The sequence below is a fragment of the Nitrosomonas aestuarii genome, from assembly GCF_003046585.1.
Taxonomy (GTDB): Bacteria; Pseudomonadota; Gammaproteobacteria; order Burkholderiales; family Nitrosomonadaceae; genus Nitrosomonas; species Nitrosomonas aestuarii.
The window spans coordinates 46,757-61,348 of record NZ_QAAE01000017.1 but is presented as its reverse complement, the minus strand read 5'-3'; the positions used below and the strand labels follow the sequence as shown (position 1 = coordinate 61,348).

19 protein-coding genes are annotated in these 14,592 nt (G+C 43.8%); 10 read left to right on the top strand and 9 right to left on the bottom strand.

The genetic code is table 11. The annotated features are described in order from the left end of the window. Positions 1-529: 529 nt before the first annotated feature. A complete protein-coding gene (locus C8R11_RS12745) occupies positions 530-1,228 on the bottom strand; it encodes a hypothetical protein (RefSeq protein ID WP_107796029.1) in 699 nt (232 codons plus the stop codon). Between the two features lie 297 nt (positions 1,229-1,525). After that, a protein-coding gene (gene prfB, locus C8R11_RS12740; RefSeq protein ID WP_146159113.1) for a peptide chain release factor 2 occupies positions 1,526-2,633 on the bottom strand; the annotation gives its coding sequence in 2 pieces (ribosomal slippage) (positions 1,526-2,551 and positions 2,553-2,633; 1,107 coding nt in all). Positions 2,634-2,823: 190 nt separating this feature from the next. On the opposite strand from prfB, the gene ispD reads away from it, so the two are divergent. From ispD to rplS, 10 genes are all read left to right on the top strand, one after another. After that, positions 2,824-3,528 (top strand): 2-C-methyl-D-erythritol 4-phosphate cytidylyltransferase, encoded by a 705-nt coding sequence (ispD, locus tag C8R11_RS12735; protein ID WP_107796027.1) that lies wholly within the window; start codon positions 2,824-2,826, stop codon positions 3,526-3,528. Beyond that, positions 3,525-4,010 (top strand): 2-C-methyl-D-erythritol 2,4-cyclodiphosphate synthase, encoded by a 486-nt coding sequence (gene ispF, locus C8R11_RS12730; RefSeq protein WP_107796026.1) that lies wholly within the window; start codon positions 3,525-3,527, stop codon positions 4,008-4,010. The genes ispD and ispF overlap by 4 nt, the downstream gene beginning before the upstream one ends. A 3-nt stretch (positions 4,011-4,013) precedes the next feature. Next, positions 4,014-4,565, top strand: a complete 552-nt coding sequence (thpR, locus tag C8R11_RS12725) for an RNA 2',3'-cyclic phosphodiesterase (RefSeq protein ID WP_107796025.1) — start codon at positions 4,014-4,016, stop codon at positions 4,563-4,565. A gap of 34 nt (positions 4,566-4,599) precedes the next feature. After that, positions 4,600-5,271, top strand: a complete 672-nt coding sequence (gene tsaB / locus C8R11_RS12720) for a tRNA (adenosine(37)-N6)-threonylcarbamoyltransferase complex dimerization subunit type 1 TsaB (RefSeq protein WP_107796024.1) — start codon at positions 4,600-4,602, stop codon at positions 5,269-5,271. Next, positions 5,268-5,729: a ribosomal protein S18-alanine N-acetyltransferase gene (gene rimI / locus C8R11_RS12715; RefSeq protein WP_107796023.1), complete on the top strand. Its 462-nt coding sequence runs from the start codon at positions 5,268-5,270 to the stop codon at positions 5,727-5,729. The genes tsaB and rimI overlap by 4 nt, the downstream gene beginning before the upstream one ends. Next, entirely contained in the window at positions 5,726-6,448 is a 723-nt protein-coding gene (locus C8R11_RS12710; RefSeq protein WP_107796022.1) for a uracil-DNA glycosylase, read from the top strand. The genes rimI and C8R11_RS12710 overlap by 4 nt, the downstream gene beginning before the upstream one ends. A gap of 121 nt (positions 6,449-6,569) precedes the next feature. Continuing rightward, positions 6,570-6,842 (top strand): 30S ribosomal protein S16, encoded by a 273-nt coding sequence (gene rpsP, locus C8R11_RS12705; RefSeq protein ID WP_090698891.1) that lies wholly within the window; start codon positions 6,570-6,572, stop codon positions 6,840-6,842. Between the two features lie 19 nt (positions 6,843-6,861). Next, entirely contained in the window at positions 6,862-7,398 is a 537-nt protein-coding gene (rimM, locus tag C8R11_RS12700; protein WP_244907678.1) for a ribosome maturation factor RimM, read from the top strand. A gap of 11 nt (positions 7,399-7,409) precedes the next feature. Beyond that, complete coding sequence (trmD, locus tag C8R11_RS12695) at positions 7,410-8,186, top strand: tRNA (guanosine(37)-N1)-methyltransferase TrmD (protein WP_107796021.1); 777 nt, start codon at positions 7,410-7,412, stop codon at positions 8,184-8,186. Between the two features lie 20 nt (positions 8,187-8,206). Beyond that, a complete protein-coding gene (rplS, locus tag C8R11_RS12690; RefSeq protein WP_090698897.1) occupies positions 8,207-8,635 on the top strand; it encodes a 50S ribosomal protein L19 in 429 nt (142 codons plus the stop codon). A gap of 93 nt (positions 8,636-8,728) precedes the next feature. Here the strand turns inward: rplS and arsC are convergent, their stop codons facing one another. The 7 genes from arsC to C8R11_RS12655 all read right to left on the bottom strand — a co-directional run bounded on the left by arsC (position 8,729) and on the right by C8R11_RS12655 (position 14,590). Continuing rightward, entirely contained in the window at positions 8,729-9,076 is a 348-nt protein-coding gene (arsC, locus tag C8R11_RS12685; RefSeq protein WP_090698900.1) for an arsenate reductase (glutaredoxin), read from the bottom strand. 134 nt (positions 9,077-9,210) lie between these two features. Further along, entirely contained in the window at positions 9,211-9,738 is a 528-nt protein-coding gene (locus tag C8R11_RS12680) for an invasion associated locus B family protein (protein ID WP_090698901.1), read from the bottom strand. A gap of 99 nt (positions 9,739-9,837) precedes the next feature. Continuing rightward, positions 9,838-10,095 carry a DUF2024 family protein gene (locus tag C8R11_RS12675; protein WP_090698904.1) on the bottom strand — a complete coding sequence of 86 codons (258 nt, stop codon included), beginning with the start codon at positions 10,093-10,095 and terminating at the stop codon, positions 9,838-9,840. Between the two features lie 178 nt (positions 10,096-10,273). Beyond that, positions 10,274-10,963 (bottom strand): O-methyltransferase, encoded by a 690-nt coding sequence (locus C8R11_RS12670; protein ID WP_107796020.1) that lies wholly within the window; start codon positions 10,961-10,963, stop codon positions 10,274-10,276. A gap of 55 nt (positions 10,964-11,018) precedes the next feature. After that, positions 11,019-12,236 (bottom strand): O-antigen ligase family protein, encoded by a 1,218-nt coding sequence (locus C8R11_RS12665; protein ID WP_244907677.1) that lies wholly within the window; start codon positions 12,234-12,236, stop codon positions 11,019-11,021. Between the two features lie 143 nt (positions 12,237-12,379). Further along, the gene (locus tag C8R11_RS12660) at positions 12,380-13,648 is read right to left on the bottom strand and encodes a hypothetical protein (protein WP_107796019.1); all 1,269 of its coding nucleotides are present in this window, start codon (positions 13,646-13,648) and stop codon (positions 12,380-12,382) included. Positions 13,649-13,831: 183 nt separating this feature from the next. Further along, positions 13,832-14,590, bottom strand: a complete 759-nt coding sequence (locus C8R11_RS12655) for an FkbM family methyltransferase (protein ID WP_107796018.1) — start codon at positions 14,588-14,590, stop codon at positions 13,832-13,834. Between the last annotated feature and the right edge of the window lie 2 nt (positions 14,591-14,592).

Here is a 14,592-nt window from a genome sequence, read left to right as displayed (position 1 = left end):
TTGGGGTGAGCAATTTCATCGAGTAGACCGCCATTTTCGATATAGAAAACGATTTCTTCGAAAGAAACGCCTCTTTCCGCAATTAACTGCTCATTTTTCTCCGCATTCCAATTGTAGAAATTCATTGAACAAAGAATAGCACAAATGTGTGCATTTTGTCATCACGCGGGAGTTTCTGCAAACGTTTGAAATAAGGGGCCGCCACTTTTCGAAATTGGCTTGACTACACTCATCAGTATCTTTGTCTGTTGCGTTTCTAGCATTCCAAGCCGTGTTTAAACAAAATAAGGGTCTATATTAAAAGCCTCCGCGCATTTGACATCAAACTATCCCCTCTTTTTACCACTATTCGCTTTTGCTGCTCGAACAATTTTACCCACAGTTGTGAAATGCATGTTAAAGAACACAGCAATCTGTGAGTAACTATATTCGTCAGTCGAACTTCTTATATAGACCTGACCCTAATATCTTCTAAAATATCAGGAAAGAGCGGCGCTTTTTACTGTCCGAGTACATGTGATTGTTAGCTCTATAACTCACCACCTTGATCAATACTTCGAAGTAACAACCTACCTAACCCAGTAATGTCGTAGCCTTGAGCTTTAATCATTCCCGTTTTTTCATCAAACTCAGGAAACTCGTTTCGCTTCGGTATTTTGAACCTTGCTTTAAGCAAGCCAAGATTGGCTAAATGTAATTTATGTGTCTGATAAATCGTGTGTTTGTCAATTTCTACCTGTGTTGATCCCATATGCGCTAAAGGTTGTTTCAATGCATCTTCATGAGCAGACCAAAATTCATCATGCTCAGGTTGCCCACGATGCAAAGTTTGAGATTTTAAAATGAGCACCTCAAGATCGTTTAACTCACCAAGAATTGACAGTAACCGCTTATACTCTATGTGTTTTAACTCGTCATCCGTTAAGCTGTTCTTCAATAATGACGCTATATATTCTTTCCGGTCTTCAGATAGTGCGCGAGATGCTTGAACGAAGCTGTCTTCAACTAAATCAACTGATTCTGGAGAAACAATTCTTTGTTCTACCTTCTCCCTATCTTCTTTTGGTATTTTAGATTCTAGTAATTTCAGGAGAGATTCAATTCGGTCTATTCTTTGGTTTGGAATGACCGCACCAATAATCTCAGCAGCCAATGGCCCAACAAATGGAATAGCACCCAAAAGACCTTTTCCAATAATGGTTGCTACATCTGTTCCTTTAGTGCTCATTTGATCCTCTTTTTGGAGCTAACAAGTAATTATATAGTTTCCGTATATCTTCCATACTTTTGGCATTAACAGCAACAAAGTTGTTATGGTTGCCGGGTTTGCTAACTGTATATCATCCCAAATGAAACGATAGTCAGATCTGAAAATGATGACAGCACTGTCTGTCTCATCAGCTATTTAGCCAGATTACTGGAAAAATTATTGAATGCAAAGTTTCGCACTGAAACTACTTTAACGCCGCAGCAGCTCAGAATAGTTTTTCAACGGTATCATCTGCCAAAACACCGCTCAAATTTTTTACTTTACCCCTTGCTTCAAGCTGGCCATAATAAAGCTTTCCAGATCGCCATCCAGCACTGCCTGGGTATTGCCGGTTTCCACGTTCGTGCGCAAATCCTTGATGCGCGACTGATCCAGCACATAGGAGCGTATCTGGTGTCCCCAGCCGATATCGGTTTTTGAATCTTCAATACTCTGTTTTTCTTCGTTACGTTTGCGCAGTTCCGCTTCATACAGTCTGGATTTCAGCATCGACATCGCTTCCGCCTTGTTCTTGTGCTGAGAGCGCCCGCTTTGGCACTGCACCACGATGCCTGTCGGGTTGTGCGTAAGCCGTACCGCAGAATCGGTTTTATTGATATGCTGACCGCCCGCACCCGAAGCACGGAAAGTATCAATTCTCAAATCCGCAGGATTAATCTCAACATCAAACGTTTCATCAACCTCGGGATAAACAAAAATGCTTGCAAACGATGTATGACGGCGATTACCCGAATCAAACGGTGATTTTCTGACCAGACGGTGTATACCGGTTTCCGTTCTCAAATAGCCATAGGCGTATTCACCGGTTACCTTTAAACTGGCGCTTTTGATGCCTGCAATATCGCCTTGCGATTCTTCGAGTATTTCAACCTGCAACCCCTGCCGCTCACAGTACCGCAGATACATGCGCTCCAGCATCGCGGCCCAATCCTGGGCTTCCGTACCGCCCGATCCTGATTGCACATCCACAAAACAGTTACTGGGGTCCATGGGATCCGAAAACATTCGGCGAAACTCCAGCTTCGCGACTATTTCTTCCAGCTCGTTTACGTCAGCCGCAATGCTGCTAAACGTTTCTTCGTCCGACTCTTCTCTTGCCAGTTCAAATAATTCACGCGCATCATTGATTTGATGATCCATCGACTCCAATGTCAAAACCACATCTTCCAGGGATTTTTTTTCGCGCCCTACTTCCTCGGCCTGTTTGGCATCGTTCCAGATACCCGGGTCTTCAAGTAATCTATTTAATTCAAAGAGTTTTAACTTTTTACTATCGTAGTCAAAGATACCTCCGCAGCTCATTCGCACGGATGTTCAGGTCGCCCAGCTGCTCAGCCAGGGCATTAATATGTTCTACTTCCATCGTACCCACCTATATTGATATCGTTCAAAAATACGCATTGTAATCTGAAATGAATCAGTCATGCCTTTAAACTATGCACAGGTCTTCAATGCATAACATTGCATTATTCATTTCGCAACGCGCAATTCTTTATTAAAATACCGGGATAATTGAATTTCAAAAATTCCAACAACCGCTCACAATCAATTTGATGCCGAATTATTTTGCACTTATCCCGGCTGCCGGGTATGGGTCACGAATGGAAAATCAGTTGCCCAAACAGTATTTGACACTTGCCGCCAGGCCCATGATTTATCATGCGGTCAAAACATTATGTCAATCGCATAAAATTACCCGCGTCTTCGTCGTGCTGTCGCCACAGGACCCCGAATGGCAGAAATATGACTGGGATGAATTTTCAGACAAGCTCACTGTGCTTTATTGCGGCGGTGAAACACGCGCGCAAAGCGTACTCAACGGATTAGCGGCTGTACCCAGGCAATTTACCGTTGAACCCAATGACTGGGTTCTGGTCCACGATGCGGCACGTCCGCTACTCATGCAAAGTCAACTCAACCAGCTCATGGATGAACTTGCCGGTGACCCTGTTGGCGGACTGCTGGCGGTACCTGTGGCGGACACACTGAAACGCAGCGATGCAAATAATTATGTCAGACAAACAGAATCACGGGAGCATCTATGGCAGGCCCAGACACCGCAAATGTTTCGCTACCAGACGCTCGTTGATGCGCTGAACAAAACAATCCATATGAATATAACTGATGACGCCAGCGCAATTGAAGCTATGGGGCTTCGTCCCAGGCTTGTTCACTGCAAAGACTATAATTTTAAAATAACCTATCCTCAGGACCTTGAACTTGCTAAGCTCATCATACAAAAAAGGAGACCTCAATGAATGCTATACGAATTGGTCAGGGTTCTGATGTGCACCAGTTAGTTGAAAACCGCAAATTGATCATAGGGGGTGTCACCATTCCGCATGATAAAGGTTTACTGGGCCACTCCGACGCGGATGTGCTGCTTCACGCACTTTGCGACGCTTTACTGGGCGCCGCCGCTTTGGGAGACATTGGCAGACATTTTTCTGACACAGACGCACAGTATGAGAACATTGACAGCCGCGTGTTAATACGCAATGTTCGCCAATTACTCCAGGAACAGGGGTACGAAATCATTAATATCGATGCCACCATTACTGCGCAGTCACCCAGGATGGCGCCGCATATCCCCGCAATGATTTCAAATATTGCACAAGATCTCTCCATGCCCGAAAGCAACATCAATATAAAGGCCAAGACCGCGGAACACCTGGGTGCTATAGGACGCAAAGAAGGCATCATGGCAGAAGCCGTATGCCTGATTAACCGAACCGGCTAATGCGTGAAAACTAAGCTATTAAAAACAGACAATCACAAACCTGCACGTTTATTTTTTGCAGTTCAACCCGCAAATACTATACAAAAACAACTGGGCAATCTGGCAAAAAAACTGGCCATAGAATGGGGTGGACGCTGCATTAAACCGGACAACATCCATCTCACTTTATTATTTCTTGGCGAGACAAAAATGGATAAAATTGATCTGCTGCGCACAGCAGTCACGAATATCACCGGAAAACGTTTTGATCTGACAATCCAAAAAACCAGGTTCTGGAAACGCAATCAAATCATTTACGCACATGCTGACACCTATCCGCCAGAATTATTTTCATTAGTGGATGCAATAAAAAACACGCTGCGCGATGCCGGATTTAAATTTGACGACCGCGCCTACAAACCCCATATTACACTTGTGCGAAAAACCACCCTCTACCCCCCTCCTGAGACACTTCAACCGATTGAATGGCCCGTTAAAGAATGGCTGCTAATGCAATCAAAACAAACCGACCAGGGTATTCGTTATATTATATTAGACCGTTGGCAGTTACACTGAAGCCAGGGTCATTTAATCATTACACCGCATCAAATTGAAAATTCTCGCTTTTGACACCTCAACAGAATACTGCTCGGTTGCACTTTATCTTGATGGTGAAACCGGCAAAACAGAAACACTCGCCGGGCATCGGCATTCTGAATTATTACTTCCGATGATTCGGGAAATATTAAATAAGGGCCGACTCGAACTGACGGATATCGACGGCCTGGCCTTTGGCGCCGGACCCGGCTCATTTACCGGCCTTAGAATTGCGTGTGGTGTTGCGCAGGGGCTTGCATTTGCCGCCAGCTTGCCAGTGATTGGGATCAGCACGCTACAAGCAATTGCGCACCAAAATACACACGATAAAATCATCGTTGCAATAGATGCGCGAATGGGGGAAATTTATCATGCGGCTTATATAAGACAAGAGAACAACTGGCACACCGTCAGCAAACCTATCCTCTGTCAACCGCAGCATGCGCCTGCATTGCCTGGGTCACAGTGGATCGGTTGCGGCAGCGGCTTTGATATTTATGATCGGATATTATCGGAATGCTACAATCAGAATCTTATAAAAATAAATTATACGTGTTATCCCCATGCGCAAGAAATTGCCCAACTTGCAGCAGCCAAGGGTATCAGTGATTTTCATACGGACCCCGCTCAAGCCGCGCCGGTTTATCTGCGAAATAAAGTTGCACTAAAAGAAAGTGAACGATGAACTCCGACACACAACTTAATCCCGACATCAGAGTGATGCGTGAATCCGACTTAAGTCAAATTATACTGCTTGAACGTGAAATTTTCCTGTTTCCATGGTCTCTGGAAAATTTTGCAAGCTCGATAAGAGCAGGTTATCTTTGTCGGGTAATGGAAGAAAAAAGTGCCATTCTTGGTTACAGTATTATGATGGTGGGACCGGACGAGGCACATATTCTGACGTTTGGCATAGGCGCTCAATGGCAGAAAAAGGGATTGGGGGAAAAGTTACTAAAATACCTGATTCAACTCGCCGACGAGGAACATGCAAAATCAGTGCTTCTGGATGTTCGCGAGTCAAACCATGGGGCCGCCAAACTCTATAAACAATTAGGCTTCCAACAAATAGCTACTCGCAAAGGTTATTATCCGGCGATGTGCGGACGTGAAGACGCTCTGGTAATGCGGTTAGTGCTATGAATGCACACCGGAGAATCGTTCTTAAAGAACTTGGTTTAACCCCACTATGGCGTTTAAGGCCAGAAGCAGCAGCGCATCAAGCGCCGACAAAGGTGGCCGTTACCGAGCAAGCGCAAACAGATGCGCCAGTACACGTTGACAGACAGAAGCCGGAAATCGGACAAATGGACTGGGAACAATTGGCTTCAACTGTCGCCAATTGCACTGCCTGTCCGCTCAGACAGGGTTGCACACAAACCGTTTTTGGCGTGGGCGACAGAAATGCAGATTGGATATATATTGGCGAAGGACCCGGCGCCAGAGAAGATGCCGTTGGAGAGCCTTTCGTCGGACAAGCCGGAAAATTACTGGACAACATGCTGGCAGCCATCCAGCTTAAACGCGGACATAACGTATATATTACCAATATCGTCAAATGCCGCCCGCCCAATAACAGAAATCCTGGCGAGGATGAAGCACGGCAATGCGCCCCTTATCTTGCCAGACAAATTGAATTGATCAAACCAAAGCTGATTGTAGCACTTGGAAAAGTGGCCGCACAAAACCTCTTGGGAAGCCAGGACAGCATTGCCAATTTACGGGGCAAGATTCACAGTTTTTCAGGCATCCCATTGATCGTCACTTACCACCCCGCGTATTTATTACGTGCGCTGCCAGAAAAAGCCAAAGCCTGGCAAGATTTATGTACCGCCCGCGAATTAATGCGTTCGCTGTCATAGACACTTCTACTTGGCATTGTCAGAACAAGACAAAAACTTGCTTTCACTTTGAAATTGCATGTAGAATTGAGGGTTACACAAATTCAGTATATTTGTTTTCATAAGGCAAACAGACAAAATTATGGTCATAATTAGATTGGCACGCGGTGGTGCAAAAAAACGCCCGTTTTTTAATATGGTTGTTGCGAATTCCCGTGACGCACGAGATGGTAGATTTATTGAACGTGTTGGTTTTTACAACCCTAGAGCAATTGGTGGCGAAGAGACTTTGCGTATACACCTTGAACGGGTCAATTACTGGCAATCACAAGGTGCGCAAGTGTCCAGCACTGTCAACAGACTGTTAAAGCAATTTGCGGCAACGAACAAGGCGGCACCTGCAAATAACGCGTAACAAAAATCCTGCAGAACACATGACTGCCATGATTATCATGGGACATGTGGCCAATGCTTTTGGGATACATGGCTGGATAAGAGTTTATCCATATACGGAAGAATCCGATGGATTGCTGGGTTACGAATCATGGTGGTTAGGTAAAAACAATAATCACTGGCATGAAATGCAGCTAATTACCGGCCGCGCGAATGGCAACCTGCTGGATGTAAAATTAAAAGAATGCGATAACCGGGAACAGGCACTACAATTGAAAGGAATGCAGATTGCAATTCCTCGAAATACGCTTCCCGGATTATCGGAAAATGGAGAGGAAGGCTACTACTGGTCTGACCTAATTGGCACCGAAGTCATTAATTTATATAACGAAAAGCTTGGGACAGTAATTGGATTATTTGAAACAGGCGCAAATGACGTGTTACGTGTACAAAACGGTGAATCTGACTCACAAGAATTACTGATTCCGTTCATTGAGCAAACATTCATAAAAAAAGTAGATTTGAAATGCGGTCGCATCATTGTTGACTGGAGTCCGGACTGGAGTCCGGATTATTGAGGTTTAGTGCAATGCCCTATGAGTGCGATGCCATTACATTGTTTCCGGATATGTTTGACGCCATTACAGAACATGGAGTAACAGGAAAAGCTAACAAAAACAATCTATTCCATCTTAATATATGGAATCCGCGCGATTTTACCGCAGATAACTATCGCACAGTTGATGACAGCCCGTATGGCGGCGGGCCTGGCATGGTCATGATGGCTAAACCACTGGAAGATGCCATCGTCAATGCCAGAAAGCGGCAACAAGCGCTTGGCATCGATAATACGGAAGTCATTTACATGTCTCCGCAGGGCCAGCGACTTGATCATAAAATGGTGGAGCGATTAAGCCAATCGCCAGGCATCATATTACTCTGCGGGCGATATGAAGGAATTGACGAGCGTTTGATTAGTCGTCAAGTGGATACTGAGATTTCAATTGGCGACTATGTATTATCAGGTGGCGAACTTGCAGCCATGGTATTAATTGACAGTATAATAAGATTGATTCCGGGAACACTGGGCGACCCTGAATCAGCAACTCAGGATTCATTTGTGAACGGGCTTTTGGACTATCCGCACTACACCCGTCCTGAAAATTATTATGACAGTCGCGTTCCGGAAGTATTGTTATCGGGCAACCATGCTAATATACGCCGCTGGCGTTTACAACAGGCTTTGGGCAAAACCTGGTTGAAACGCCCGGATTTAATTAAACTAAAAGAAACACAAGGCATTACAAAAGAAGAAGAAAATCTTCTTGAAGAATTTAAAAAATCCTGCAAGGACCAGACAAAATAAACAGTAAATAGGAAAATGTTATGAACTTGATTAGTCAATTAGAAGCGGAAGAAATCAGTCGCTTAAACAAAGAAATACCCGTCTTTGCGCCGGGGGACACGGTTATAGTCAACGTCAATGTTGTTGAAGGAGACCGCAAACGGGTGCAAGCTTATGAAGGCGTTGTCATTGCAAAACGCAATCGCGGCTTAAATTCGGCATTCACAGTTCGCAAGATATCCAGTGGAGAAGGTGTAGAACGTACTTTCCAGACTTATTCGCCACTCATTGCAAGCATAGAAATTAAACGCCGCGGTGATGTTCGCCGGGCAAAGCTTTACTATCTGAGAGACCGTTCAGGAAAATCTGCGCGCATTCGAGAAAAACTGCCAGCACGTGTAAACAAGCAAATTACAACGAGTGCGCCAGTAAAGCAGAAGCCGCAATCACAGGAAGAAACTGCAGAATAAAAGTAACCATAAAAGGACTGACGGATTAAGGATAAGTACTTAGTCCAAAAAAACCGCATATGACGTGTCTGTCATATGCGGTTTTTTCATCAATTACAGCAAGTCCTTGACATTTTCAGGCGGGCGGCATATTCGCGCTTCATCACCGCGCACAACGATCGGACGTTGCATCAAATCCGGATTATCGACCATCAGTTTAATCAAATCATCATCCGGGATTGCATTTAAATCCAAATCACGCGCTGCAGCCTCATCTGCACGTAACACCTCTCGCGCAGATAGATTTAGTTTTTGAATCAATTCGCGCAGCTTATTGACGGTTAGAGGTGTTTCGTAATAATTGACGGATTCGTAGTCTTGACCACTTTCATCCAGTATTGCCAGTGTGCCGCGACATTTACTGCAAGTCGGCTTCTGATAAATTGTTATTTTATCACCCATGTAACACATTGCTCCTTTCACTTCCACCCGCAATTATCATCCTGACGTTGACTCGAAACAATATCATGACAGCGGATAAATATCGATTACTCAACAAGCATGCTGCGCCTTTACTTTTGTACTAACTTACCATTTTATTTAACGCCGCATTCCTCAGAAATCGCTTTATATGCAGCTGAAGAACCTTTTAATCCGAAAGTATCCGTTGTCAACGTCCCGCGCGAGGAAGTACCTTTAACCACCAATGTATTTCCGCGCTTAATCGCGTCAGCCAGTTTGTTATCAGTACCTTGATCCGGTGCCCAGGCAGAATCATCCTGTGTAAAAAGAGTGAAATTCTGATTATTGACACTGACAGCAACTTCACTGCCTGCTTTATAGGTATAACCTGCGATATAACTGAATACATTTTTACTGCCTTCTGCCGGCCGATGTGTTATTAAAGCAAAGATATCGCCGCGTTTTGTGTAGTCACCCAGGTCTTTTGTGGGCTGACTGACCATATAGCAAACTTTGCCATTGTTCTCCATGAATTTATAAGCCGTCCAATCACCATGCTGTCCCAGCAGTTCGGGCTCAGATGCTTGAAGTGAGCTCATCGCGCCACATAAAAGAATAATAGTGCCTGTCAAAAAAAGCCTGTTCAATTGTCGATACTTCATAATGGAAACCTTGAGATTGATTAGATCACTGAGCTTTCTAAATTAAACTCAATTTTCAGAAAATGAACTGGCCAGGTTAGACCAGTTCAGAAGAATAAATTATGCACACCCTTCCATCTTGTAGATGTAGTAACCGTCTTTGTTGATCGCATCAACTACTTCCGGCGGCGCACTCTGGCTATGACAAAAACTGCACTCCTTACTGGTCACGACAGCATCAGCCTCATCAATGGAAGTCAGCCATTCTTTCGCATATTCAACGGCTTTTTGATCATCTTTAACCGCTGTAAAAACATCAAAGTGCATGATATGTCCATCTTTGGCTTTCACATAAGTATCATAAACATGAATCTGCATATTTTTCCTTATTTCTAAATTTTCAACTGATTAAAACTCTGAAGCATCTTAGCGCAACACCACCTCAAATAGAGACTGCCTTGCTTCTCCAGAAGGTGGTTACTATATCAATTAATACAGCAAACCGCCACGATATTAAATCGATTACAAGAAAAGAATTTAATTTAAAAACATTATACTATCCATCTTTCCTGCGCGCGACAATAACACCGTCACGCACCGGATTGATGAAAGCATCAAAATCCGGATCATTAAAAATCATCTGATTATGCGCAACAATTGCTTCTGTCCAGCCCAGCACAATATCCGTATAACTCTCAACAGCCACACGACCATGCCACAACACATTGTCGGCAATATAAAGTCCTCCGGGACGAATTCTCTCCCTTGCCATTTTCCAGATTTCCGGATACTCTCCTTTGTCGACATCGTTATAACAGATATCAAAGGAGCCGTCGGTCTGGGCAAAAATATCGCCAGCCATGCCCACATTGAATTCTATTCGATCCCATAAACCGGCTGATGCGAGGAACCGTTCGGCACGGCCCTTGTTTTCACCGTTGCCATCACTGCAGATGACCCGCCCATCCGTTCCAACCGCACGTGCAAACCAATAAGCAGAATAGCCATAACCACTGCCGAATTCAAAAACATGTTTGGCACCGATCATTTTTGCCTGTGTCTCCAGAAAGACTCCAACCAGTCTATTAACAATTGGAAAGCTTTTTTGTACGGCCAGTTCTTCCATTTCCAACAAAACAGGGTGGTCTGTGTTCTCGACCAAACCGCGCATATACTCTTCTATGGCAGGGTGCACAGGCACAATGACGCTCGGGTTTTCTGAAGTGGGGGGTTTTATATCAACCATTTGATTCTCCCGGAAAAAACATTCATACTCGCTGATTGAATAATCGAGGGTTCTTTCAAACGATAAGCGTAGTATGTACTGTCGATTTTAGCTTGTCAGCGTCAATTTTCATTTTGTTCTGCCAGCTCACAAACATCGCCGTAACAACCAACAACAAAACCGGCGCTCTATTATAAAGCATAAAGGTATCTGTCAATCCTGCCAAGAACACAAACACCATCAATGCAGCTCCAAAAATTGAAAGTCCGGATATTTTAAAGGAACGATACCAACTCCACAAAAGGAATGCAAACACAAGCAATCCAAGCAATCCAAGGTGCATTCCCATTTCTATCCAATCATTATGAAAATGCGACGTATCCTGAAATTCCGGCAATTCTTTATAAACACCCCCCTTATATGTCAAGATGTTACTTTCAAAGTAACTTGCCGGCGAACCTGTTCCGTGCCCCAGTAACGGTTGTCTGCTGATCCCATCAAGCCCGACATCCCATATTGCCAACCGGTATCCGACACTGGTTTTATAATTTCCTTGCTGCAATTGCACGATATCTTGTTTAAATTGTGCGATCCTGTGTTGAAATACACTGCTGTTTACAGCAAAAATAATACAAACAAGCATGATCGACGTCATCAACATCAGATATTTTTTTACGTTTATCCGGTATTGCAGAAATATCAAAAAAGAAACTGTAATCAATGTTGCAATCAGAAGACCGCGCGCACTCTGATTGAATTGTATAAAAAAAAGTAAAAAAGCAATCACCCAGAATAGCACCCGGAACAGAACCGCACGACTAGCCCCTGCAAAATAAACAGCCACCACGACGCCGATTCCAAGTATTGCCGAAAAACCCAGGTAAGAAATATTTAACAGTGTAATTCCCTGCGCACCTGTGAGCAGCCATTGGTGAACCCCTATTGATACAACGCATGCATAACCAGTCAGCAGGGTGACGAAAACAAATTGCAGCCGTGCTGCATTCAAAAGTGAAAAAAAGGGGATATAAATTAGCAGTACAAAATATTTCATCCACTTCAGACGGTTATCTCCTGAAAAATCACTCCAAAGCAACCCGGCTGCAAGTGCAAGACATAATATCAGGATCGCCTGAACGAGCGGCTCATGTAATAGTCGTTTGAATTTTTTCAGACCGCCGTCCAGAAACCATGCCAGAACGAGTATGGGAAATGAGAGATACGTAAAATTCTTTACCCAAAGCATCAAACAAAAAAATAGCAGCGCAAAACGGATAAAAATTTCACGTTGCATACTGTTCAGAGGAATTAAAGTGGACAATCGATTGTATATTTTTTGCATGGATAGCCGATTGAAGTTAGATTCCCAGACCATAATTTAAATGTAGATTGCATAAAATCCGGCAATCCACGGAGCATTATCAACGACCATCGGGATCAAAAACGCTGCGCCTGACGCTCCAGCAAAGCCACATAATTGGACAGCACGTCTTTTCCACCCGCATCAATCATTTCTTGCATAAAGAGCTGACGGTGTGGCTCTTTATAAAAGGTGCACGTACCCGTCGTCAGAAATGTATCAATCATTTTATACACATCGTCACGGCAGCGTAGCTCCGTTTCCGGCATATAAACAGCTGCAGCCGACCGGCTTGCATGTAAATAATCGGCTGACAAAACTGGTTTGCCGGCTTTGATCGCCTCATAAACTACCGAAGTTGCCAAATCAATAATAACGTCGGCCCAGTTCATCAGATGTATCGAGTGCGTCCCACCATCCGCCACAGTGACATTCGAAAGCTTTTTTAACGCCGTATTTTTAATCAGGGGTTGTTTCCAGCCGCCGCGTGTATGCGGCTTAATAATCACCTCAATATTCGGAAAAGCAGCAATTAACTGTACAACTTCTGCAACTTCCTCCCAGAAGGTCGTATAACGCGCCTTTCTGAGAAAAATGACAATTTTTAGCTGACTGTCAGAACGCATTAACGAGGACGGCGGCATAATCTCTTTGAGCTTAGTCAGCCATTCATCGCAGTAACGTGGAGAACCCAATACTTCAATCTGATCATCGCGTAGTAGTGTACGAAATCGTTTAGAACACAGTTCATTCGGCACGACAACTTTATCGAACATGCCTGCAGCCGAAAACGAAACATCAGGTTTTAAAAACCACTCGCCGTGACGGATGAGTTGGCTGGCATGGGGACTGTCGCCATGTGGCAGCGACACAGTTCCCAGTTTTTTATTTCGTGCCTGTGCAATGACAACAGCAACCCATTCGACACAAATCGCTGAATTGCGCTCAATCCAGTCAAAAACAACGACACCCTGCTCACCCGCAGCGAAGCCATAATCTAAAATATGCCTGACAGTGCGCAGCCAAACGGACTGCCGCTTTTCAAAATTATATATGCCGGCCAACACTCTGATAGCAGGCCCAAAAAATGATACATGCGAACTGCGAACCAATAACAGCGTCTGAAATCGCCACATCACAAAGTCGAAACGGGACAGCAATTTCCTGATATGAATTATCTTCACGCCCTTGAGTTGTTTCAGAAAAACCAGGCGAAAGTCACTTTCCAATGAAGATTTACCGATTAAAATCACATTACAACTATGGCCTGCATTAACCCACTTAAAGATTACCGGCGTAATATGATCTATATCATTATTGTGACGAAGAAAAAAAAGTGCTTTCATATGAACGAGTGGATTAATTGGCTTGGTCGAACTTAACAGGTTGTTGAAAACCTATCTGCGTTCCCCGTTACAATGCAAGAAAACAGGCTCAAAAATACATATTTCGATCGATACAAACGCCATTTTCCGCTTTTTTCGTCTTGTAGATTTTATATTCAACGACCTGCTGAAATTTGTGCATTGTTATCTTTCAAAAATAAAACAGGTTTCTCCCCAGTTTCGGGTCGTTTTATGTTTTACCTGAAAACCCGCTGCATTCATCAACTGCACTGCTTCATTCTGTTCTTCTGTCGTACCCAGCTCGATGATGACAGAAACCAATTGCGGATTCCTAAGTACATTCTCAGCACCTTTTAAAATGGAAACCTCAATGCCATCCACATCAATCTTTATATAATTCGGATAGGGAAAACCCCATTTACTGCATAAATCATCCAATGTCGCACCAAACATACCCTGAACATGGGTTGCAGGCTTTTTCAAATAACGGACATCCTCTTTGCCAAACTGGGACCGATTCCCACCCGGTATGAATTTAGGAATATATAATTTAGAAAATTCAGTTTTTCCAGAAACCGCAATACAATAGGCAGAAATAAAAGCCGCGAGATTGTTGATAAAAATATTTTTATTCAGTGAATAATAGTTGTTACTTTGCGGCTCGAATGCGTAGACCTGAACAGATTTGCCATATTTTTTCGCCGGATACAGAGAATACTGGCCGATATTGGCACCGATATCAAAATAACAGCAATCCGGCTTAAATTGATCCAGCCAGTCCAGCGTATCGGGTTCCTTAATGGAATAAGTTCTGGCCCGTTTGAGAACACGCCAGTGGTCAACGGCAATACTTATCGGCAGACCTCTTACCCTGATACGGGTAAAACCTCCGATTAATTGATAAACTGCAACCACGCAATTTTTAAAGAAATTCGCGAACATCT